This window comes from Amycolatopsis sp. NPDC004772 (genome assembly GCF_053601215.1).
In genome coordinates this window covers 41,975-62,555 of record NZ_JBSGBK010000047.1, presented here as the reverse complement: position 1 = coordinate 62,555, position 20,581 = coordinate 41,975, and the positions used below count along the sequence as shown (strand labels likewise).

The 20,581-nt window shown below is 69.8% G+C and carries 18 protein-coding genes; 6 read left to right on the top strand and 12 right to left on the bottom strand.

Annotated elements, in window-relative coordinates; genetic code table 11:
- Positions 1–46 precede the first annotated feature (46 nt).
- The 3 genes from clpB to ACWEF6_RS25975 form a co-directional block, all read right to left on the bottom strand.
- A complete protein-coding gene (gene clpB / locus ACWEF6_RS25985; RefSeq protein WP_449685327.1) occupies positions 47–2,644 on the bottom strand; it encodes an ATP-dependent chaperone ClpB in 2,598 nt (865 codons plus the stop codon).
- Positions 2,645–2,741: 97 nt separating this feature from the next.
- On the bottom strand, positions 2,742–3,929 hold the full coding sequence (locus tag ACWEF6_RS25980) for an MDR family MFS transporter (RefSeq protein WP_449685326.1): 1,188 nt from the start codon (positions 3,927–3,929) through the stop codon (positions 2,742–2,744).
- 99 nt (positions 3,930–4,028) lie between these two features.
- A complete protein-coding gene (locus tag ACWEF6_RS25975; RefSeq protein WP_310969576.1) occupies positions 4,029–4,514 on the bottom strand; it encodes a MarR family winged helix-turn-helix transcriptional regulator in 486 nt (161 codons plus the stop codon).
- Between the two features lie 244 nt (positions 4,515–4,758).
- On the opposite strand from ACWEF6_RS25975, the gene ACWEF6_RS25970 reads away from it, so the two are divergent.
- The 4 genes from ACWEF6_RS25970 to ACWEF6_RS25955 all read left to right on the top strand — a co-directional run bounded on the left by ACWEF6_RS25970 (position 4,759) and on the right by ACWEF6_RS25955 (position 8,863).
- Positions 4,759–5,934 carry a globin domain-containing protein gene (locus ACWEF6_RS25970; RefSeq protein ID WP_449685325.1) on the top strand — a complete coding sequence of 392 codons (1,176 nt, stop codon included), beginning with the start codon at positions 4,759–4,761 and terminating at the stop codon, positions 5,932–5,934.
- Between the two features lie 346 nt (positions 5,935–6,280).
- Complete coding sequence (locus ACWEF6_RS25965) at positions 6,281–7,384, top strand: globin domain-containing protein (protein ID WP_449685324.1); 1,104 nt, start codon at positions 6,281–6,283, stop codon at positions 7,382–7,384.
- Between the two features lie 205 nt (positions 7,385–7,589).
- Positions 7,590–8,342 carry a lytic polysaccharide monooxygenase gene (locus tag ACWEF6_RS25960; protein WP_449685323.1) on the top strand — a complete coding sequence of 251 codons (753 nt, stop codon included), beginning with the start codon at positions 7,590–7,592 and terminating at the stop codon, positions 8,340–8,342.
- The gene (locus ACWEF6_RS25955; RefSeq protein WP_449685322.1) at positions 8,339–8,863 is read left to right on the top strand and encodes a DUF305 domain-containing protein; all 525 of its coding nucleotides are present in this window, start codon (positions 8,339–8,341) and stop codon (positions 8,861–8,863) included. The genes ACWEF6_RS25960 and ACWEF6_RS25955 overlap by 4 nt, the downstream gene beginning before the upstream one ends.
- Before the next feature lie 284 nt (positions 8,864–9,147).
- Here the strand turns inward: ACWEF6_RS25955 and ACWEF6_RS25950 are convergent, their stop codons facing one another.
- The 7 genes from ACWEF6_RS25950 to ACWEF6_RS25920 form a co-directional block, all read right to left on the bottom strand.
- On the bottom strand, positions 9,148–9,573 hold the full coding sequence (locus ACWEF6_RS25950; protein WP_310969698.1) for a heat shock protein transcriptional repressor HspR: 426 nt from the start codon (positions 9,571–9,573) through the stop codon (positions 9,148–9,150).
- A gap of 5 nt (positions 9,574–9,578) precedes the next feature.
- Positions 9,579–10,748 carry a molecular chaperone DnaJ gene (gene dnaJ / locus ACWEF6_RS25945; protein WP_449685321.1) on the bottom strand — a complete coding sequence of 390 codons (1,170 nt, stop codon included), beginning with the start codon at positions 10,746–10,748 and terminating at the stop codon, positions 9,579–9,581.
- Between the two features lie 30 nt (positions 10,749–10,778).
- Entirely contained in the window at positions 10,779–11,477 is a 699-nt protein-coding gene (gene grpE / locus ACWEF6_RS25940; RefSeq protein WP_310969581.1) for a nucleotide exchange factor GrpE, read from the bottom strand.
- Positions 11,474–13,345 carry a molecular chaperone DnaK gene (dnaK, locus tag ACWEF6_RS25935; RefSeq protein WP_449677230.1) on the bottom strand — a complete coding sequence of 624 codons (1,872 nt, stop codon included), beginning with the start codon at positions 13,343–13,345 and terminating at the stop codon, positions 11,474–11,476. The genes grpE and dnaK overlap by 4 nt, the downstream gene beginning before the upstream one ends.
- 230 nt (positions 13,346–13,575) lie before the next feature.
- On the bottom strand, positions 13,576–15,018 hold the full coding sequence (locus ACWEF6_RS25930) for an alpha/beta hydrolase (RefSeq protein WP_449685320.1): 1,443 nt from the start codon (positions 15,016–15,018) through the stop codon (positions 13,576–13,578).
- 66 nt (positions 15,019–15,084) lie between these two features.
- The gene (locus ACWEF6_RS25925) at positions 15,085–15,318 is read right to left on the bottom strand and encodes a hypothetical protein (RefSeq protein WP_449685319.1); all 234 of its coding nucleotides are present in this window, start codon (positions 15,316–15,318) and stop codon (positions 15,085–15,087) included.
- A 28-nt stretch (positions 15,319–15,346) separates the two neighbouring features.
- Entirely contained in the window at positions 15,347–16,117 is a 771-nt protein-coding gene (locus tag ACWEF6_RS25920) for a DUF4097 family beta strand repeat-containing protein (RefSeq protein ID WP_449685318.1), read from the bottom strand.
- A gap of 174 nt (positions 16,118–16,291) precedes the next feature.
- Here ACWEF6_RS25920 and ACWEF6_RS25915 point away from each other — a divergent pair, with 174 nt between their 5' ends.
- Positions 16,292–16,825 carry a YbhB/YbcL family Raf kinase inhibitor-like protein gene (locus ACWEF6_RS25915; RefSeq protein ID WP_449685317.1) on the top strand — a complete coding sequence of 178 codons (534 nt, stop codon included), beginning with the start codon at positions 16,292–16,294 and terminating at the stop codon, positions 16,823–16,825.
- Positions 16,826–16,851: 26 nt separating this feature from the next.
- Here ACWEF6_RS25915 and ACWEF6_RS25910 read toward each other — a convergent pair whose 3' ends face one another.
- Both ACWEF6_RS25910 and ACWEF6_RS25905 read right to left on the bottom strand, forming a co-directional pair.
- On the bottom strand, positions 16,852–17,289 hold the full coding sequence (locus tag ACWEF6_RS25910) for a GNAT family N-acetyltransferase (protein WP_449685316.1): 438 nt from the start codon (positions 17,287–17,289) through the stop codon (positions 16,852–16,854).
- Positions 17,290–17,310: 21 nt separating this feature from the next.
- Positions 17,311–17,871, bottom strand: coding sequence for a TetR/AcrR family transcriptional regulator (locus ACWEF6_RS25905; protein ID WP_167384557.1), 561 nt, complete (start codon positions 17,869–17,871; stop codon positions 17,311–17,313).
- Between the two features lie 156 nt (positions 17,872–18,027).
- Between ACWEF6_RS25905 and ACWEF6_RS25900 the strand changes: the two genes are divergently transcribed.
- A complete protein-coding gene (locus ACWEF6_RS25900) occupies positions 18,028–20,241 on the top strand; it encodes a (Fe-S)-binding protein (RefSeq protein ID WP_449685315.1) in 2,214 nt (737 codons plus the stop codon).
- Positions 20,242–20,581: the final 340 nt, after the last annotated feature.

Here is a 20,581-nt window from a genome sequence, read left to right as displayed (position 1 = left end):
TTTTTTTTTCGCGGGGGTACACACCCGCCTTACCACTCACGACCGGTCAGACGCGGGTGACGGTCAGCGAGTCGCCGGTCTCCAGGTCCGGGCCGTCGACCCGCACGGTGTCGCCGTCCCGGATCTCGCCGGAGAGCAGTTCCTTCGCCAGCTTGTCGCCGATCGCCGACTGGACCAGCCGCCGCAGCGGGCGGGCGCCGTAGATCGGGTCGAAGCCGTTGAGGGCGAGCCACTCGCGGGCGCCGTCGGTGACCTCCAGGTTCAGCCGCCGCTGGGCCAGCCGCTTGGCGAGCCGGGCGACCTGGATGTCCACAATGGAGGTCAGCTGCTCGGTGCCGAGCGAGTGGAACACGACGATGTCGTCGAGCCGGTTGAGGAACTCCGGCTTGAACTGCCGCTGCACCACGTCGAGCACCGCGTCCCGCCGCTGCCGCTCGTCGAGCGACGGGTCGGCGATGGCCTGCGAGCCGAGGTTCGACGTCAGGATCAGGATGGTGTTGCGGAAGTCCACCGTCCGGCCCTGGCCGTCGGTCAGCCGCCCGTCGTCGAGGACCTGCAGCAGCACGTCGAAGACGTCCGGGTGGGCCTTCTCCACCTCGTCGAGCAGCACCACCGAGTACGGGCGCCGCCGGACGGCCTCGGTCAGCTGGCCGCCCTGGTCGTAGCCGACGTACCCGGGCGGGGCACCGACCAGGCGCGCCACCGAGTGCTTCTCGGCGTACTCGCTCATGTCGATGCGCTGCATCGCGCGCTCGTCGTCGAACAGGAACTCGGCCAGGACCTTGGCCAGCTCGGTCTTCCCGACGCCGGTCGGGCCGAGGAAGAGGAACGAACCGGTCGGCCGGTCGGGGTCGGCGACGCCGGCCCGGGCGCGGCGGACGGCGTCCGCGACGACCTGCACGGCCTCGGCCTGCCCGATGACGCGCCGGGTCAGCTCCTCCTCCATCCGGAGCAGCTTGCCCGTCTCGCCTTCCAGCAGCCGTCCGGCCGGGATGCCGGTCCACGCGCTCACGACATCGGCGACGTCGTCCGCGCCGACCTCCTCCTTGAGCATCACGTTCTGCTGGCTGGCCTCGCTCGCCGCGGTGGCCGCTTCGAACTCCTTCTCCAGCGCGGGGATCCGGCCGTAGCGCAGCTCGGCGGCCTTGCCGAGGTCGCCGTCGCGTTCGGCGCGCTCGGACTCGCCGCGCAGCTGCTCGAGCTGCTCCTTGAGCTCGCGGACCTTCTCGATCGAGCCCTTCTCGTTCTGCCAGCGAGCGGTCAGCGCGGTCAGCGTCTCGCGCTTCTCCGCCAGCTCCGCGCGCAGGGCGTTGAGCCGCTCCTTCGAGGCCGCGTCGCTCTCCTTCGCGAGCGCCATCTCCTCGATCTCGAGCCGGCGGACCGCCCGCTCGACCTCGTCGATCTCCACCGGCCGCGAGTCGATCTCCATGCGGAGCTTCGACGCGGCCTCGTCGACCAGGTCGATCGCCTTGTCCGGCAGGAAGCGCGCGGTGATGTAGCGGTCGGACAGCGTCGCGGCGGCGACCAGCGCGGCGTCCGTGATCCGGACACCGTGGTGCACCTCGTAACGCTCCTTCAGCCCGCGCAGGATCGCGATGGTGTCCTCCGGCGACGGCTCGCCGACGAGCACCTGCTGGAAGCGCCGCTCCAGGGCGGCGTCCTTCTCGATGTGCTGGCGGTACTCGTCGAGCGTGGTCGCGCCGACCATCCGCAGCTCGCCGCGGGCGAGCATCGGCTTGATCATGTTGCCCGCGTCCATCGCGCCGCCCTCGCCGGTCGCGCCGGCGCCGACGATCGTGTGCAGCTCGTCGATGAAGGTGATGACCTCGCCCGCGGAGTCGGTGATCTCCTTGAGCACGGCCTTCAGCCGCTCCTCGAACTCGCCGCGGTACTTCGCGCCGGCCACCATCGACCCGAGGTCGAGGGCGACGACGCGCTTGCCGCGCAGCGACTCCGGCACGTCCCCGGCGACGATGCGCTGGGCCAGCCCTTCGACGATGGCCGTCTTGCCGACGCCCGGCTCGCCGATCAGGACCGGGTTGTTCTTCGTGCGCCGCGACAGCACCTGCACGACGCGGCGGATCTCGGTGTCACGCCCGATGACCGGGTCGAGCTCGCCGGCGCGGGCGCGCTCGGTGAGGTCGACGCCGTACTTTTCGAGCGCCTTGAACGTGCTCTCGGGGTCCGCGCTGGTGATCCGGGCCGAGCCGCGGACCTTGGCGAACGCCTCCTGCAGCGCGTCCGGCGTCGCCCCGTGGCGCTTGAGCAGGTCGGCGACCTGGCCGCCCTCGGTCGCGAGCCCGACGAGCAGGTGCTCGGTCGAGACGTACTCGTCGCCCAGCTCGGTGGCGAGCTTCTGGGCGCGCGTCAGCGACTTCACGGCGTAGGTGTCGAACTGCGGGCTCGACACGGTGGCGCCGGTCGCGGACGGCAGCGCCGCGATGAGCGGTTCGAGCTCCTTGTGCACCACCTCCGGGTCGGCCCCGACCGCGGTCAGCAGCGGTGCGGTCAGCCCCTCACCCTGCGCCAGCAGGGCGCCCAGCAGATGGGCGGCCGACACGTGCGGGTTGCCGGCCATGGTGGCCGCCTGCGCCGCGGACGAGATCGCCTGCTGGGTCTTCGTGGTCGGGTTGAAAGCGTCCATCCCTCACCTCATGTTTGGTACTACGAAAAGTCCTGGTGACAGGCCTGACCGTGACCCGTCACTATCCCTAACGCACGAAAACTTGAGTCTGTTCCGCTCAACTCTGTCCGGGTGCCACCGCGCTCGCCGGCAACCGCGAGCCGAGGGTGCCGAGCCCGGCCACGGCGAGACCGGCGCACGCCCCCACCAGCACCCAGGGTAACCAGTCGGCGACCGAGAACAAGGCCACCACGGCGGGCGCGATCACCTGCGCCACGGTGAACGCGTACTGGTACGCAGCGAGATAACGTCCGCGGGCGACCGGAGGTGCCGCGGCCTCGGCGAGCGCCCCCGACCGCGGCCCGAAGACCAGATCGCCGGCGGCGAACACGAGCGTCGACACCAGCAGGTACACCACCTGCCAGCCCTCCGGCACGAGCAGCACACCCAGGCTGACCAGGCACCACGCGGAGAACAACGCCGAGCCGACGCGCATCGCCGCGATCCGCGTCAGCCGGGCGGTGAGCCGCAGCGCGACCGTGCCGCCGACGCTGGTCAGCACGGTCAGCAGGGCGAGGATCGCGCCCGGCAGCCAGGCCGGGCCGTGCAGCCGGTCGAGCACGAACACCGGGGTGCCGATCAGGAAGAAGTCCAGCGAGAGCCCGAAGAGCCCGCTGAACAGGATGAGGGCGAGGTACGGCCGGTCGCGCAGCACGCGGACCGACCGTTCCCGGACCGGCCGGTGCGGCCGCGCGAGCCGGACGAAGAAGACGAGGAACAGCGCGGCCACCAAGAACGTCAGCGCGTCCGCGGCGAGCGCGATGCGGTAGCCGGCGTTCCCGAGCCACGTCAGCAACGCCCCCGCGACCAGCCCGCCCAGGCCGAAGGACGCGGCCCGCACCATCCCCACCTCGGCGAACGGCCGGTCCTTGGGCCCGTCGCCGGCGACGTCGGCGATGAGCACGTACAGGGAGCTGTAGAAGAACTGCTGCCCGGCGGACGACAGGACGGCCGCGACCACGACCGGGCCCGCGCTGCCGGCGACGAGGTAGGCACCGACGCCCGCGGCTTGCAGCAGCTGGGCGCAGATCACCACGGCCCGCGGCCCGACGCGGTCGACGAGCCGGCCGGCGAGCGGCGGCACGACGAGCCCACCGAGGGCGCCGAGGGTGACGGCGGTGCCGGCGACGGCCAGCGGCACGCCGACCACCTGCGTCACGTAGACCAGCGCCAACGGGAGGAACAGACCCGAGCCGAAGTTGTCGATTCCCAGCGCGCACAGCAGTGCGACCCGGTCACGCGTCACCCACCGACGTTAACCCTGGGGAATGCCCCTAAGTCAGGACCGAACGGACACTTTCCCCAGGGCGAAAGGACACTTGCGGTGTGCCTCTCGGCCGCGGTGTCACTTGTTCGTGTCAGCCAGGCAGGCGTCGCTGCCGAGGGCGCGGCGGAGATCGGTGTTCATCTCCGCCAGCCGCGCAGTGAGGTCGGTGACGCGCTCGTCGTCCCAGCCGCCGAGCGCCTTCTCCATGAACTCGATGTAGTTGGCGCGCCAGCGGGCGAGCTCGGCCCGGCCCTTCTCGGACACGCTGACCAGCGACGCCCGGCCGTCTTCGGGCGCGGGACGGCGGTCGACCAGGCCGGCCGCGGAGAGCTGGGCGATCTGCCTGCTGACGACCGAGAGGTCGACGAACCGGCGTTTCGCCAGCTCGGACGGCCTCGTCTCGCCGTTCTTCGCCAGGTCGGACAGCAGCATCGCGGCCGCCGGGTGCAGCCCGGGCTCGCTCTGCCAGGCTTGCATGATCCAGGCGTGCTGCAGCTGGGAAGCGGTCTTCAGCTCCCGCATGAGCTCGACCCGGACGTCGTCGTCAGTGTTGTCGAAGCCCATTCGGCACCTCCTTGGTTGCGCCATACAAGTATATTGCCGGACACTTGCGCGGACAACCATCTGGCCGGTGAGGTCCCCCACGCAGGAATACACCCGGTCGGAGCAACAATGCGGGCAAAAGGGCGCCCGGCGGCTACCCTGCGGACGGGCGGTGCGCGCACCGCAGGCGAGTGACGTTGAGTGACGAGGTGGCAGCAGTGGCGAAGGACCCAGGAGGCGGTCCCCGACCCGTGAACAACCCCTCATGACAGCCGATTCCGTCAGCCCGCTCCCCAGGTCCTCGGCCCCGCGGGAAGCCCCCGCGGCGGTGACCGCGATGGTCCGGCTCATCCGGGACACCTGGGCCAGGTCCGAGCCGTACATCGCGGACATCTCGCAGTTCTTCTACGGGATGCTGTTCACCCTCGCCCCGACCACGCGCGACTTCTTCCCGATCAACATGGAGATCCAGCGCGGCAGGCTGGTGCGCGCGCTGGTGCACATCGTGCAGATGGTCGACCGGCCCGACGACCTCGCGCCGTTCCTTCGCCAGCTGGGCCGCGACCACCGCAAGTTCGGCGTGGTGCCGCGGCACTACGAAGCGGTCGGGACGGCGCTGCTGGCGTCGCTGAAGAACCACCTCGGCCCGGCGTGGACACCGGAGGTCGAACGGGCCTGGGCCGAGGCGTTCACCATCGCCGCGCGGGCCATGCAGGACGCGGCCGCGTCGGACACGAACCCGCCCTCCTGGTCGGCCACCGTGGTCGAGCACCGGCGGCTGACCTGGGACCTCGCCCTGGTGCGGCTGGTCCCCGACCAGCCGGTGCCGTACCACCCGGGCCAGTACGTCAGCGTGGAAGTGCCGCAGCGGCCACGGCTGTGGCGGTACCTCTCGCCGGCCAACGCGCCGCGCGAAGACGGCGGCATCGAGTTCCACGTCCGCGCGATCGACGGCGGCTGGGTGTCGCGCGCGATCGTCAGCCACACGCAGCCCGGGGACGTCTGGCGGCTCGGCCCGCCGCTGGGCCGGATGACGGTCGACCGCGAGGCCTCGCGGGCCGTGCTGATGGTCGCCGGCGGCACGGGGGTCGCACCGCTGCGGGCGATCCTCGACCACCTCGCGCTGTGGGGCGAGAACCCGAAGACGCACCTGTTCTACGGCGGCGGAGCCCGCGAGGACCTCTACGACCTCGAAGAGCTGCGCGCGCTCGCCGCGACGAACCCCTGGCTGACCGTCACACCGGTCGTCGAGCGCGGCGGCGACGTCCCCGGGTTCGAGCAGGGGACGCTGGCCGAAGCCGTCACGCGGTACGGCTCCTGGCCCGGCCACCACATCCTGGTGTCGGGCTCACCGGCGATGATCCGGGCGACGGTGTCGCGGATGCTGGTCGCGGGCAGTGCGCTGGACCAGATCCAGTACGACCCGTTCACGATCGACTAGTCCCGGCAATCCGCCGTCCGGTGAATGATTTCGTTACGCTTCGGAAATCGGCAACCAGTAACGGATGAATCCGACGCCGTGATCATTTTTACGCTGCGACAGGCGGGGTTGACCGGGCGTACCTGAATTGCTCCGTTCGAGCGGGAACGCGCGGAATCACGCGCATCTGCACGGGAATTCGCCTACAGTCGGGAACCCTCGGGGGCGGCACCGCCACAGCGACGCCGCATGCACGGCGCGAAAGCCTTGGCACGACTGGAGATTACCGTTCCCGATGAGTGCTGAATCCGTGAAGATCTCCACCATGCCCGAGACGTTGCCCGTTTCGGCTGTGGAAGGTCGAGAGATGGCCCGGTTGATTCGTGAAAGTTTTGCGGAGGTCGAATCGAAAGCAGATGAACTGGCGCAGTACTTCTACGGTGCGTTGTTCGTGGTCGCCCCCGATTGCCGGGAGCTGTTCCCGGTGACCATGACGACGCAGCGGAGCAGGCTGCTGCGCGCGCTGGTGTACGTGGTGCAGATGGTCGACCGGCCCGACGAACTGGTCACCTTCCTGGGGCAACTGGGCCGCGACCACCGGAAATTCGCCGTCGTCTCCCGCCACTACGACGCGGTCGGCGTCGCGTTGATCGCCGCGTTGAAACGATTTCTGAAGGAGAAGTGGACCACCGAAGTCGAATCGGCGTGGACGTCGGCCTACGGGCTCATCGCTAAGACGATGCGCGAAGCCGCCCAGGCGGAAACCGGGCCGGCGGCGTGGTCGGCGACCGTGCTCGAACACCGGAAACTCAGCCGCGACGTCGCACTGGTGAAGGTGCGCACCGAAGGCTTGTTGCCGTACCGCGCCGGCGCGTATGTCAGCGTGGAAGTGCCGCAGCGGCCGCGGTTCTGGCGGTACCTTTCGCCGGCGAACGCGCCGCGCGGAGACGGCCAGCTCACCTTCCACGTGCGCGCGGTGCCGGGCGGCTGGGTCAGCGGCAGCATCGTCAACCACACGAAACCGGGCGACGTCTGGCGCCTCGGGCCGTCGATGGGCGTGCTGAACGTGCGCCCGACGTCGACGAAGCGGCGGCTGCTGATGATCGGCGGCGGCACCGGGATCACGCCGTTGCTGTCGATCCTCGACGACCTGTCCCACTGGAAGCGGAACCCGCCGGTGCACCTGTTCTTCGGCGGCCGGCGACCGGAAGACCTGTACGCGCTGGAGGAGCTGCGCCAGCTGGCCGTGACGTCGAAGTGGCTGACGGTTACCCCGGTCACCGAGGAGGGCGCCCTGGCGGGTGGTGACCGCGGCACGCTCGCCCACGCCGTGACGCAGCGTGGCACGTGGCGCAACCACGAGGTGCTCGTGTCCGGTTCGCCGCCGATGATCCAGGCGACCGTGGCGAAGCTGCTGGCCCGGGGGATCGACCTGGAGCGAATATCGTACGACCCGTTCACCCTGGACTGAGCGCCGAAGGGACCTCCGTAGGCGAACGCCTGCAGCAGCCGGCCCCGACCTTCGCAGTGGGCCGAGTGGAGCAGCGAAATCGTCGAACGGCGGTAGTTCGTTGACCGTTGTGCCCGAATCGACTTATGGTCTAGACCACATCTTCCCGGATGTGCTCGTTCGTCCTCCCCTCCGGAACAACGCTGTTCCCCATCGAGGAGCCGAAATGACCTGGAAACGAAAGCTCTTCGCGGCCGCTGCCGGAGCCCTGCTCGCGCCGGTGCTGGTCGTCGTCCTCCCCGCCACCTCCGCGAGCGCCCACGGTTACGTGTCCGACCCGCCCAGCCGGCAGGCCAACTGCGCGGCCGGGAAGGTCCCCAACTGCGGCAGCATCGTCTACGAGCCGCAAAGCGTCGAAGGACCGAAGGGGCTGCGCAGCTGCAACGGCGGCTTGTCGCAGTTCGCCGAGCTGACCGACGAGTCGAAGCCGTGGCCGGCCAAGTCGGTCGGCAGCACGGTGACGTTCAACTGGGTGTTCACCGCCCGGCACTCGACGTCGAACTACGAGTATTACGTCGGTGGCACCCGCGTCGCGGTGTTCAACGGCAACAACCAGCAGCCGCCGCCGACGCTGTCGCACACGGTGAACCTGGCCGGGTATTCGGGCCGGATCAAGGTGCTGGCGATCTGGAACATCGCGGACACGAGCAACGCGTTCTACAGCTGCATCGACCTCCAGGTCGGCGGAGGCGGCACCCCACCGCCGACGACGACCACACCGCCCCCGACCACCACAACCCCGCCCCCCACTACGACGACCACCAAGCCGCCAACGGGCGGAACCTGGTCGGCGGGAACGGCGTACAAGGCGGGCGACGTCGTGACGTACGGCGGCGCAACCTACCGCTGCCTCCAGCCGCACACGGCGATCGCGGGCTGGGAGCCGCCGAACACCCCGGCGCTCTGGCAGCGCCAGTGAGAGTGGTCTTGGCCGTCGTCGCGCTGCTCCTGACCAGCTGCGCGACGACGGCCCCACCCCACCACAACGCGGCCGACGTGATGTTCCTGCAGATGCTGATCCCCCAGAACCAGCAGGGGATAGAGATCGTCCGCCTGGCCGCGGCCCGCCCGGTCCCGGCCGCGTTGAAGGAACTGGCGGCAGCAATCGAGGTGACCCAGCAAACCGAGGTCGACGACATGCGCCGCTGGCTCCGCGAGTGGAACGAGCCGGAGACGGTGGCCCCAGAGGCCCACGCCGCCCACGGCGGGATGAAGATGACATCGCCGGACTTGGTGGGAGCCCTCCGAACGGCGGGCGACGCCGAGTTCACCCGCCGGTTCCTGGACGTCCTGACGGGACAGCAGCAGGCAGCGGTCGAGCTGGCCCAGACGGAGAACGGCCCGAACGGCGGAGCGAACGCCCAGGCACGAGACTTGGCCCGCCGAGTGATCGAGTCCCGGACGGCCGAGGTGAAGCAGCTGCTGAACGTGAAGGCATAGTCCCCGCGGCGCGGCCGCGAGCAGCCGGGAGGGACTGCTCGCGGCCCATCCCGGCCGGGGCTTCGTAGGGACGCTGGCGGCCCGCCGGTGGCGGGCCGGATGCGCGAAGCGGCGGCGAAACTACCGCCGGCGGCGAACTCCGCGCCTCGCACCAGCCAGCCCCGTTTCCACGCTACCGGCAGGCACCGACAGTTTCCGTCTCGGAAGATGCCTGAGCCCGAAGCATCCCCAAGCGCGCGAAAGGCCTCCCCGGTTGCCCGGGGAGGCCTTTGTCGCTCTGGGGGTCAGCGGCGTTTGGGGCGCCAGACCACCATTGCCGTCTGCTGGTTGAGGGGGACCAAGTCTCGGCGGTAGGACGCGTGCGCCGCCGCCGTTGCCTGTTCTGCCGCTACGTAGGCTGCGGCCAGTTCCTCCGTCAGCTCGGTTATGCGGGCTCGGAGCGCGTCCACCTGGTTCTCCAGCTCGATGATGCGCTTGATGCCGGCCAGGTTTACACCGTCCTCCTGCGAGAGGCGTTGGACCTCGCGCAGCAGTGCGATGTCCCGCATCGAGTAGCGGCGGCCGCCGCCGGGGGTGCGGCCGGGGGACACCAGGCCCTGCCGGTCGTACGTGCGCAGCGTCTGCGCGTGCATCCCGGCGAGCTGGGCCGCCACCGAGATGACGAACACCGGGGTCTCCTCGTCCCCTTCCTGGGGAATCCCGCCGAACACCACTCTCACCTACCTTGCAGCAGCTCGGTGATCTCGGGCCGGGGGTCGTGCCCGGCCATCGCCTCGGCGTACGCCTGCAGTGCTTCGCGCGCCTTGTCGTCCAGTTTGGCGGGAATCGCCGCCTGGAGGGTGACGAGCAGGTCACCTTGCGAACCGTCGCGCTTGGCGATGCCCTTGCCGCGCACGCGCAGCACTCGCCCGCTCGCCGTGCCCGGCGGCACCTTGAGCGAGACCTTGGCTTCCAGCGTCGGCACCGTGATCGTGGTGCCGAGCGTCAGCTCCGTGAAGTCCACCGGCACCGTGATCGTCAGGTCAAGCCCCTTGCGCCCGAACAGCGCGTGCGGAGCCACGTGCACCCGGACGTACAGATCGCCCGCCTGCGCCCCGCCCCGGCCCGGCTCGCCCTGGCCGGCCAGGCGGATGCGCTGGTCGTCGTCGACGCCCGGCGGGATCCGGACGGTCAACGTGCGTGTCCTCGTGCTGATGCCTTCGCCGCCGCACTCGGGGCACGGGTCGTCGATGATCGTCCCGCGGCCGCGGCAGTCGCGGCACGGCTCCGAGAACGCGAACGCGCCCTGGCTGCGGCTGACCAGCCCCGACCCGGAACAGGTCGGGCAGGTCCGCGGCGACGTCCCCGGCCGGGCACCGTTGCCGCTGCACGTCGCACAGGTCGCCGGGCTCGACAGCCGCAGCGGCAGGGTCGCGCCCTTGACCGCCTCGACAAAGTCGATCCGGACGTCCGTCTCGACGTCGGCGCCGCGCTGCGGCCGGTTGGCCGTCGCACCCGCCGAAGACCGGCCGCGGCCGAAGATGCCGCCCAGGATGTCGCCGAGCCCGCCGAAACCGCCCTGCTGGCCGGCGCCGGCCTGGCCGAAGATGTCGCCCATGTCGAAGCTGCCGCCACCGCCGCCGCCGGGGAAGTTGAAGCCACCCCCGCCGCCGAACAGGCGCCGCGCCTCGTCGTACTCCTTGCGCTTGCTCGCGTCGGAAAGCACGCCGTAGGCCTCGGAGACCGCCTTGAACTTCTGCTCCGCCTGCGCGTTGCCGGCGTTCGCGTCCGGGTGGTTCTCCTTGGCCAGCTTCCGGTAGGCCTTCTTGATTTCGTCCGCGGTGGCGTCGGAGGAGACGCCCAGTTCACGGTAGAAGTCCTTACCGATCCATTCCCGTGCACTCATCGGGCGTCTCCTCCTCCCACTTGGTTCCTCTTACTGCTGCTGCTCATCGGCTCCGCCGTCGAGTGGCAGCTCGCCACCGACGGACGGGGCCGCACCGGGCTCGTGGTCGGTCACCCCGACCAGCGCGGCCCGCAGTACGCGGTCCCCGAAGCGGTACCCGCGGCGCATGACCACGGTGACCGTCGGGCCCGCCACGTCGGGCGAGGTGTTGTGCTGCACGGCCTCGTGCACGCTCGGGTCGAAGGGCTCGCCCTCGGCGCCGAACGACTCCAGGCCGGCGCGCTGCAGGCCGCTGATCAGCTTGTCGCCGACCGCCTTGAACGCGCCGGTGAGGTCGCCGTGCTGCTCGGCCCGCTCGAGGTCGTCGAGCAGCGGCAGCAGGTCGTTCACCACCGTCGCCTTCGCGCCGATGACGACCGCCTCGCGGTCACGCTCGACGCGCTTGCGGTAATTGGCGTACTCGGCCTGCAGGCGCTGGAGGTCGGCGGTGCGCTCGGCCAGCTCCTTCTCCACGTCGGAGACGACCGACACCGAATCGTCCACAATGGACTCGCCCAGCGAGGGGCCCGCGTGCTCCACGGGCGCCTCGTCGGGGTCCGGCGCGGCGTGGGCCGGACCGGGCGGGCGGACCTGCCCGGTCTGGGGGTCCACCCGACGACGGTCCCGCACGACCACCGGCTCCTCGGGGCCTCGGCCCTGGTTCTCGGATTCGTCGTAGCTGTGGGTCACTTCTTCGGGTCCTCTTCGACGATCTCGGCGTCCACCACGTCATCGGCCTTGGCCTGGCCGCCGGCGGCACCGGCGTCCCCGGCCGCCCCCGCACCCGCAGCGCCCTCGGCGCCCGGCTGAGCGGCGTTCGCGTTGGCGTACAGGGCGGTGCCCAGCTCCTGCGAAGCGGCGTTCAGCTTCTCGATCGCCTCGCGGATCTTGGTCGAGTCCGTGCCCTTGAGCGACTCGTTGGCCTCGTCGATCGCGGACTTGACCTTGCCCTTGAGGTCCTCGGGCAGCTTGTCGTCGTTGTCCTTGACGAACTTCTCGGTCTGGTAGACCAGCGTCTCCGCCTGGTTGCGGGTCTCCGCTTCCTCGCGGCGCTTCTTGTCTTCCTCGGCGTGGGCCTCGGCGTCCTTGACCATGCGCTCGATGTCGTCCTTCGGCAGCGCGGAGCCACCGGTGATCGTCATCGACTGTTCCTTGTTCGTGCCCAGGTCCTTCGCGGTCACGTGCACGATGCCGTTGGCGTCGATGTCGAAGGTGACCTCGATCTGCGGCACGCCACGCGGGGCCGGCGGGAGACCGGTCAGCTCGAACATGCCGAGCTTCTTGTTGTGCGCGGCGATCTCGCGCTCACCCTGGAACACCTGGATCTGCACCGACGGCTGGTTGTCGTCCGCGGTGGAGAAGATCTCCGAGCGCTTGGTCGGGATCGTGGTGTTGCGCTCGATGAGCTTGGTGAAGACACCGCCCTTGGTCTCGATGCCCAGCGACAGCGGGGTCACGTCGAGCAGCAGGACGTCCTTGACCTCGCCCTTCAGCACACCGGCCTGCAGCGCCGCGCCGACCGCGACGACCTCGTCCGGGTTCACGCCCTTGTTCGGCTCGCGGCCGCCGGTCAGCTCCTTGACCAGCTCGGCGACGGCCGGCATGCGCGTGGAACCACCGACGAGCACGACGTGGTCGATGTCGCCGACGGAGATGCCCGCGTCCCGGATGACGTTGTTGAACGGCGCCTTGGTGCGGTCGAGCAGGTCCGAGGTGATCTTCTGGAACTCGGCGCGCGAGAGCGTCTCGTCGAGGAACAGCGGGTTCTTGTCCGCGTCCACGGTGATGTACGGCAGGTTGATGCTGGCCGAGTTCGAGCTGGACAGCTCGATCTTCGCCTTCTCCGCCGCCTCGCGGATGCGCTGCAGCGCCATCTTGTCCTTGGTCAGGTCGATGCCGTTCGTGGCCTTGAACTTGTCGACCAGCCACTTGACGATGCGCTCGTCCCAGTCGTCACCACCGAGGTGGTTGTCACCGGAGGTCGCGCGGACCTCGACGACGCCCTCGCCGATCTCCAGCAGCGAGACGTCGAAGGTGCCACCACCGAGGTCGAAGACCAGGATGGTCTGCTCCTTCTCGCCCTTGTCCAGGCCGTACGCCAGCGCGGCGGCGGTCGGCTCGTTGACGATGCGGAGCACGTTCAGGCCGGCGATCTGGCCGGCTTCCTTGGTGGCCTGCCGCTGGGCGTCCTCGAAGTACGCCGGGACGGTGATCACCGCGTCGGTGATCGTCTCGCCCAGGTACGCCTCGGCGTCGCGCTTCAGCTTCATCAGCACGCGTGCGCTGATTTCCTGGGAGGTGTAGTTCTTCCCGTCGATCTCGGTCTTCCAGTCGGTGCCGATGTGCCGCTTCACGGACCGGATCGTCCGGTCGACGTTCGTGACGGCCTGGTTCTTCGCCGGCTGGCCGGTCAGCACTTCGCCGTTCTTGGCGAAGGCGACGATCGAAGGGGTGGTCCGGGAGCCTTCCGAGTTGGCGATGACCGTCGGCTCGCCGCCCTCAAGGACGGCGACGACCGAGTTGGTCGTGCCGAGGTCGATGCCGACCGCTCGCGCCATGGTGCTTCCTCCTGTGTACGGCTGCTATGTTCGTGACCTGCAGGTTCGTTCTCGCCTTGAGCGAGGCCCTGGCAAGTTTTATCGGGCCTTCGCGCACCCCGTCAAGCCGGACTTGAGTCGACTGCGCTCAACCTCTGTACCCAGCCTAACGAGGCGGCTCGGGTTCTTGTTCCCGGGTCCGGCGACCGAGTGTGCCCGGATCGGCTGTGACACCGCTCACGGTCGACGGCTCACCGGCACACCGCCCCGCGACCGGGGACGATCCCGTCGACCAGGTACGCCACCTCGGCCGCCCGCGCGCAGGCGGAGTTGAACAGCCCCGTGTGGCCGTCGTCGGTGCGCGTCAGCAGGGCCGCTCCCTCGATGCTCGCCACCAGGCCGCGGGCCCAAGCCAGCGGCGTCGCCGGGTCATGGGCGCCGCCCACGACCAGTATCGGCGGGGCACCGCGTACCGGCTGCGGCTGCGGTGGGTTCTTCGCCGGGACCGGCCAGCCGGTGCACCCGCTGGCGAAGTCCCAGTACTCCGAGTACCGCCAGCTGTGCGGGGCCGCCGCGCGGACCAGGCGGGCCGTCCAGGCCATCTCCGACGGCCCGGTGAATGGCGACGGGAAGTCGTGGCAGCCGATCGCCCGGTAGGCCGCGTAGCTCTCGGACCCGAACTGGTTCCGCTCGGTCAGCCCGCGCGCGTCCGGGAACTCCCCGCCGGCCGTGGCCAGGTCCTTGCCCAGCGCGGGCCAGTCGTCCCGCAGGTAGAGGTGGCCGTACACGCCCGCCGAGACCTCGTCGGCCGTCGCGGGACGGCCCAGGTCGCTCGACCAGATCCCGCCGCGCGCTGCCCTGGCCACGACGTCGTCGTAGAAGCGGAGGACGTCCTGCCCCTGCAAGGCGCAGCCGGCCGAAGCGCGGCACCAGTCCGCGAACCGGACCAGTGCGTCCTCGATGGCCGCGGCCTCCTCGACGATCGCCTGGGTCATCGGCCGCGCGTGGTCGATCGCGCCGTCGAGCACCATCGCCCGCACCCGGCCGGGGTGCTGCGACGCGTAGACCGCCCCCAGCTCGGTGCCGTAGGAAAGGCCCAGCCACGAGATCTTCGGCTCGCCGAGCGCCGCCCGGATCGCCTCGATGTCCTCGGCCGCGCTTCGGCTGTCCACGTGCGCCAGCAGCGGCCCGGTGCGGGCCAGGCAGTCCGCACCCGCCTTCCGGTTGTGCGCGACCAGCGTCTCGAACCCCGCCCGCGTCGACGGGAACCGGTCCAGCGCCGGGTCGAACAGCGTCGCCGCGTCGCAGGTGACGCGAGGCGTGCCGGACCAGTCGCCGCGCGGGTCGAACCCCACGACGTCGAAGCGCTGCCGCAGCTGCGCGAGCTCCGGCGAGGCCAGCCCGCCGAACTGCGCGAACCCGACGCCGGAGCCCCCTGGCCCGCCCGGGTTCACCAGCAGCGAGCCGATCCGCCGGGACGGATCGCGCGCGGGCAACCTGGCCAGCGCGAGCCGCGCCGACCCCAGCTCCGGCCGCGCGCGGTCGATCGGCACCTCGATCGTCGCGCACTCCGCCGATGGCTCCTGCAGCGTGGCGCAGGCCCGCCACGCCAAGACCGACGCCGAAGCGACGGCCGGCACCCCCGCCATGACCACGACCGCCGCGATGATCGCGGCGACCCGGCGCACGTCCATGATGTGTGTCCTCCCCTGCACGCCGGCCTTCGGCGTGCTTCCTTCCTAACAGCGACCCCCGACAGTTCAGGAGTGGCGGGCCGTCCAGGAGGAGAGGAAGAAATCGGAATTTCCTTGCCGCACAACGACTTCCGCCGGGGTCCCGACCCAGGAAGTCACTCGATAGTGGGAATCCGCGGTGACCGGCACCCCCTGCGCCGGCGTTTCCGGCGGCGCGTCCCGCGTGAAGCCGGCGAACCCGAACATCGCGAGTGCCCCCAGCAGCGCGGCCACCAGCACGCGCCGTTCGATCCTGCCCATCCGGAAATGCCCCCCGTAGTAAGGAAAGTCAGGCCGCGCGGACCGTGACGCTGCCGCTTTCGGTCGTCAGGTCCAGCAGGTGCTGAGCTGCACCGTCGACCTGGACGCCGATGTCGCGGTGCCCGCTGTCGCTGTCCCCCTGGACGCGGTACGGCCCGCCCGGCACCTTCAGGTCGATGCTGCCGCTCTCGGCGTGCACCTTGACGTCGTTCGCCTGCGCCAGCGTGAATTCGACGCTGCCGCTGGACGACGTCGCGTCGACCGGCCCGCGCACGTCGTCGCCGGTGATGCTGCCGGACTCGCTCTGCAACCGGACGGCGCCGACGTCCCGCAGGTCGATCGAACCGCTGTCCATCCGCAGCTTCACCGCACCGGGGACGTCCTCGACGCGCGCGTGCCCGGAATCGACCTGAACGTCCACAGTCGACATCCCGGCGACGTCCAGCCCGCCGGAGTCGATGTTCCCCGTGACGGGCACCCCCTCGGGCACGACGACCTCGAAGTCGACCGTGCAGTTCGTACCGCACGAACCGAGCACCAGCTGGTCGCCGTCGACGCGGTAGAAGGGCCCGGCCGGCTTGCTGCGCCAGTGGTAACCAACCTCTTCGTGCACCGTGGCCGCCCCCGAGCCGGTGCGGACCTTCACCGATCCCGAGTCGGCCTCCAGCTTCACGCTGCGGATGGTCTGCGAAAGGGTGTCGGTGTTTTCGAAGTCCGAACCCCAGCCCCACCCGAGCGCGGTCGCCAGGCCGACGCCGATCAGGACGATGCCTCCCAGAGCCAGAAGCGGGCGCGCCATGGTCGTTGGTCCCCTCAGTGTTGTTTCCTCTGCGTGAGAAACGTTATGACGGGGTGCGCGGGCGGTACATGGGGGTAACCCCCCGAAAGACCCTGAGATCCCGCCCTGAGACGCCGGGGTGGTGCCCGGGGCCTAACCTGGCGCAAGTCTCCAGTTCCATGATCAGGAGGATCCATGCCGCAAGCACCCGGCCCGTACGAATCCCTGCCCGACGTGCCGTCCTTCACCCTCCGCAGCAACGACGTCGCCGACGGCGAAACCCTGGCCACGCCGCACCTGTCCGGCATCTTCGGGGCCGGCGGCGAGGACCGGTCGCCGCACCTGGCGTGGGACGGCTTCCCGGCGGAGACGAAGAGCTTCGCGATCACCTGCTACGACCCGGACGCCCCGACCGGCAGCGGATTCTGGCACTGGGCGGTGTTCAACGTCCCGGTTTCGGTGACCGAGGTGGCGTCCGGCGCGGGAGACGGCTCCGGCCTCCCCGAAGGCGCGGTGACGCTGAAGGGCGACGGCGGGGTCAAGCGGTTCCTCGGCGCCGCGCCCCCGCCCGGGCACGGCCCGCACCGCTACTACTTCGCCGTGCACGCCCTCGACCTGGACAAGCTGGACGTGCCGGAGGACGCGACACCGGCGTTTCTCGGCTTCAACATGTTCGGGCACACCCTGGCCCGCGCGGTGATCACGCCGGTCTACGAGAACAAGGGCTGAGTCCCCGGAGCGGGCCCGGCGCGGCGTCAGCCCACGAAGTTCGCCGCGTTGGGCCCCTCCCGCTCCAGGTAGTGCCCCTTGGTGTGCTCGGCGAAGCCGAACTGCCGGTACAGCCCGTGCGCGTCGGCGGTGTGCAGCATCCAGCGGAACTGCGCGCCGGGGCCGTTGTCGATCATCTCCCGCACGATCTCCTTGCCGAGGCCGCTGCCGCGGGCGGAGTCGACGACGAAGACGTCGGCGAGGTACGCCGACGAGACGCCGTCGGAGAACGCGCGGGCGAACCCGACCATCGAGCCACCGCGGTAGGCACCGACGACCCGCCAGGAGCCGGCGATGGCGGCCTCGACCTGCTCACGCGTGCGCCAGCGCCCCCAGTAGGCCTCGGTCGAGAGGAACTTCCACACCACGTCGAGGTCCAGCCGCGCGCGGTCGTCGTCGAGTTCGTAGTCGCCAAAAGTCCGCATGATCCGAAGCTAAGGCAGCCGTCAACGCGGTTTCAGCAGGTAGTCCACCACCGGGCGCAGTTCCTCGGCCGACGGCGGCTCGTCGTCGATCAGGCCCTGGATGAGCAGCCCGTCGATGCCCGCGAGGAACACCCGGAACGCCACTTCGTCGTCGTGCCGGACCATCGACGTCAGGACGTCCAGCCAGCGGCGCGCGGCCGGCCGCAGCTCGGGCTTGCGCGCGGCCAGCAGGTACAGCTCGTACTCCGCCATCGTGCGCCCACGCCGGGGCCCGAGCGCCTCGGCCAGCAGGGCCGCGACCTCCTCGGCGCCGCGCGACCCGCGGGAGCGCGCCCGGTCGATCATCCAGTAGACCTCGGTCGCCATGTCGCGGGCGCACGAGATGAGCGTCGCGACCAGCAGGTCGTCCAGCGACGAGAAGTGGTAGGTCGTGGACGTCGTGGGGACGCCGGCCTCGGCCGCGACCGTCCGGTGCGTGACGCCCGCGACGCCGTCGCGCTCGATGATCCGCAACGTGGCCTCGATGAGTTCGGTGCGCCGCTTCTCGCCCCGCGCCTTCCGGCCGTCGACTTGGAGCTTCACCATAGGGTGAAAACTACCGGAACGATCGTCCCAAAACAAAGAGCGACGTACACCACATCGGTGGGACTTAGGGCGCCTCAACGGGTTACTCATCAGTAAGGACGGTTAGTCTCCCGGCACCACCACAGTTTTTCCCGGACGAAAGGCACCCGAACGATGGGCGCTCTGCAACTGACGCTCGGCGGGATCTCCGTCGTGCTCGGCCTCGTCGCCTGGGGCATGTTCGCCGCGACCATCGCCCGTTTCGTACGGGTGATCCGCCTCGGCCAGCCCGACTCGACGCGCAACGGGCCGTTCATGCCGCGCATGAAGACGCTGATCAAGGAGTTCGCCGCGCACACGCGGATGAACCGCAAGCGCAGCGTCGGCCCCGCCCACTGGCTGGTGATGTGGGGCTTCCTGCTCGGCTCGCTCGCCCTGTTCGAGGCATACGGCGAGGTCTTCGTCCCGACCTGGGGCTGGCCGGTCCTCGACGACTTCCCGCCGTTCCAGCTGCTCATGGAGCTGCTCGGGCTCGGCACGATCGTCGGCATCCTGGTGCTGATGGCGATCCGCCAGCGCAACCACCCGCGCCGCGCCGACCGCCAGAGCCGCTTCGCCGGCTCCAACTTCAAGTGGGCGTACTTCATCGAGGCCGTCGTCCTGATCGAGGGCATCGGCATCATCGGCGTCCGCGCCGCGAAGTCCGCGCTGAACACGCACGAAGGGCCGCTGTGGGCGTCCTTCGTCTCCAACCCGATCGGCCAGCTGCTGCCGGCCAGCCCGAACCTGGTCACGATCTTCGCGTTCGTCAAGCTGATGAGCGCCACGGTCTGGCTGATCGTCGTCGCGCGCACGATGACCATGGGGATCGCCTGGCACCGCTTCAGCGCGTTCTTCAACATCTACTTCAAGCGCGAGGCCGACGGCGGCGTCGCCCTCGGCGCGCTCAAGCCGATGATGAGCGGCGGCAAGGTCCTCGACCTCGAGGAAGCCGACCCCGACGAGGACACCTTCGGCGTCGGCAAGATCGAGGACTTCAGCTGGAAGGGCTGGCTGGACTTCTCGACGTGCACCGAGTGCGGCCGCTGCCAGGAGCAGTGCCCCGCGTGGAACACCGGCAAGCCGCTGTCGCCGAAGCTGGTCATCACGCAGCTGCGTGACCACGCCTACGCGAAGGCGCCGTACCTGCTGGCCGGCGGCAAGCGGGACATGGCGGGCGACGAGGTCGGCCTGTCCGGGGACAACATGTACGCGGGGATCGACGTCCTCGCGATCGCGGAGTCGCAGAAGGCGCTGATCGGCGACGACGGCGGCGTCATCGACCCCGACGTCCTGTGGTCCTGCACCAGCTGCGGCGCCTGCGTCGAGCAGTGCCCGGTCGACATCGAGCACGTCGACCACATCGTCGACATGCGCCGCTACCAGGTGATGATCGAGTCGGCGTTCCCCAGCGAGCTGAACGGCATGTTCAAGAACCTGGAGAACAAGGGCAACCCGTGGGGCCAGAACGCCAAGGACCGGCTGGCCTGGACCGAGGACCTCGACTTCGAGGTCCCGGTGTTCGACGGCGACCTCGGTGACGCCGAGTACCTGTTCTGGGTCGGCTGCGCCGGCGCGTTCGAGGACCGCGCGAAGAAGACGACGCGGGCGGTCGCGGAGCTGCTGCACATGGCGGGCGTCAAGTACACGGTGCTCGGCTCGGAGGAGTCCTGCACCGGTGACCCGGCCCGCCGCGCCGGCAACGAGTTCCTGTTCCAGATGCTGGCCCAGCAGAACGTCGAGGTGCTGAACTCGGTGTTCGAGGGCCGCGAGCGCAAGGCCCGCAAGGTCGTCGTGACCTGCGCGCACTGCTTCAACACGCTCGCCAACGAGTACCCGGAGCTGGGCGGCCAGTTCGACGTCGTGCACCACACGCAGCTGCTGAACCGCCTGGTCCGCGAGAAGCAGCTGGTGCCGGTGGCGCCGGTCGCCGAGGACGTCACCTACCACGACCCGTGCTACCTCGGCCGCCACAACAAGGTGTACGAGGCCCCGCGCGAGCTGGTCGGCGCGACCGGTGCGCAGCTGCGCGAGATGCCGCGGCACGGCGACAAGTCGATGTGCTGCGGCGCCGGCGGCGCGCGGATGTGGATGGAAGAGAAGATCGGCAAGCGGATCAACGTCGAGCGCGTCGACGAGGCGCTCGGCACCGCGCCGTCGAAGATCGCCACCGGCTGCCCGTTCTGCAAGGTGATGCTGAACGACGGTCTGACCGCGAGGCAGAGCGACGGCACGGCGAGCGAGAAGGTCGAGATCGTCGACGTCGCGCAGATGCTGCTGGAGTCCGTCAAGCGCAAGCCGGAACCGAAGCCGATCGCGCTCGGAGCGCCGTCACTCGCGGAGGAGTGACACATTTCCCGAGAACGCACGGCCCCGGTCAGCACGTCTGACCGGGGCCGTTTTCGTGATCGGAAAGATTGGTGTTCTGGTAGCCATTCCGCTACCCGTTGTCACAAGTTTGTCCTGTCCTTCAGGCCCACTAGCTGGGATTTCGTCGCGGTAATCGTTTTCTTGAAAAATGTTCATGATAATCACCGCAATGGCCCATCGAGTTAAGGAGAAACCACGGCCTGAACCCTGGACAAGCGGCGTATCCTGGCCTTTCCTCGCCGCCGCCGTTGCCAGCGAGGGCACCATTGACGATCACGGAATCAGGGGGCGGCACGGATGGCCCAGGACCGGCGGACCA

Excerpts from the sequence above, each read along its gene's own strand:
- clpB (WP_449685327.1), bottom strand. The coding sequence starts at position 2,644 with ATGGACGCTTTCAACCCGACCACGAAGACCCAGCAGGCGATCTCGTCC.
- ACWEF6_RS25975 (WP_310969576.1), bottom strand. The coding sequence starts at position 4,514 with ATGGGCTTCGACAACACTGACGACGACGTCCGGGTCGAGCTCATGCGG.
- ACWEF6_RS25970 (WP_449685325.1), top strand. The coding sequence starts at position 4,759 with ATGACAGCCGATTCCGTCAGCCCGCTCCCCAGGTCCTCGGCCCCGCGG.
- ACWEF6_RS25965 (WP_449685324.1), top strand. The coding sequence starts at position 6,281 with ATGGCCCGGTTGATTCGTGAAAGTTTTGCGGAGGTCGAATCGAAAGCA.
- ACWEF6_RS25960 (WP_449685323.1), top strand. The coding sequence starts at position 7,590 with ATGACCTGGAAACGAAAGCTCTTCGCGGCCGCTGCCGGAGCCCTGCTC.
- dnaJ (WP_449685321.1), bottom strand. The coding sequence starts at position 10,748 with ATGAGTGCACGGGAATGGATCGGTAAGGACTTCTACCGTGAACTGGGC.
- dnaK (WP_449677230.1), bottom strand. The coding sequence starts at position 13,345 with ATGGCGCGAGCGGTCGGCATCGACCTCGGCACGACCAACTCGGTCGTC.
- ACWEF6_RS25930 (WP_449685320.1), bottom strand. The coding sequence starts at position 15,018 with ATGGACGTGCGCCGGGTCGCCGCGATCATCGCGGCGGTCGTGGTCATG.
- ACWEF6_RS25925 (WP_449685319.1), bottom strand. The coding sequence starts at position 15,318 with ATGGGCAGGATCGAACGGCGCGTGCTGGTGGCCGCGCTGCTGGGGGCA.
- ACWEF6_RS25920 (WP_449685318.1), bottom strand. The coding sequence starts at position 16,117 with ATGGCGCGCCCGCTTCTGGCTCTGGGAGGCATCGTCCTGATCGGCGTC.
- ACWEF6_RS25915 (WP_449685317.1), top strand. The coding sequence starts at position 16,292 with ATGCCGCAAGCACCCGGCCCGTACGAATCCCTGCCCGACGTGCCGTCC.
- ACWEF6_RS25910 (WP_449685316.1), bottom strand. The coding sequence starts at position 17,289 with ATGCGGACTTTTGGCGACTACGAACTCGACGACGACCGCGCGCGGCTG.
- ACWEF6_RS25900 (WP_449685315.1), top strand. The coding sequence starts at position 18,028 with ATGGGCGCTCTGCAACTGACGCTCGGCGGGATCTCCGTCGTGCTCGGC.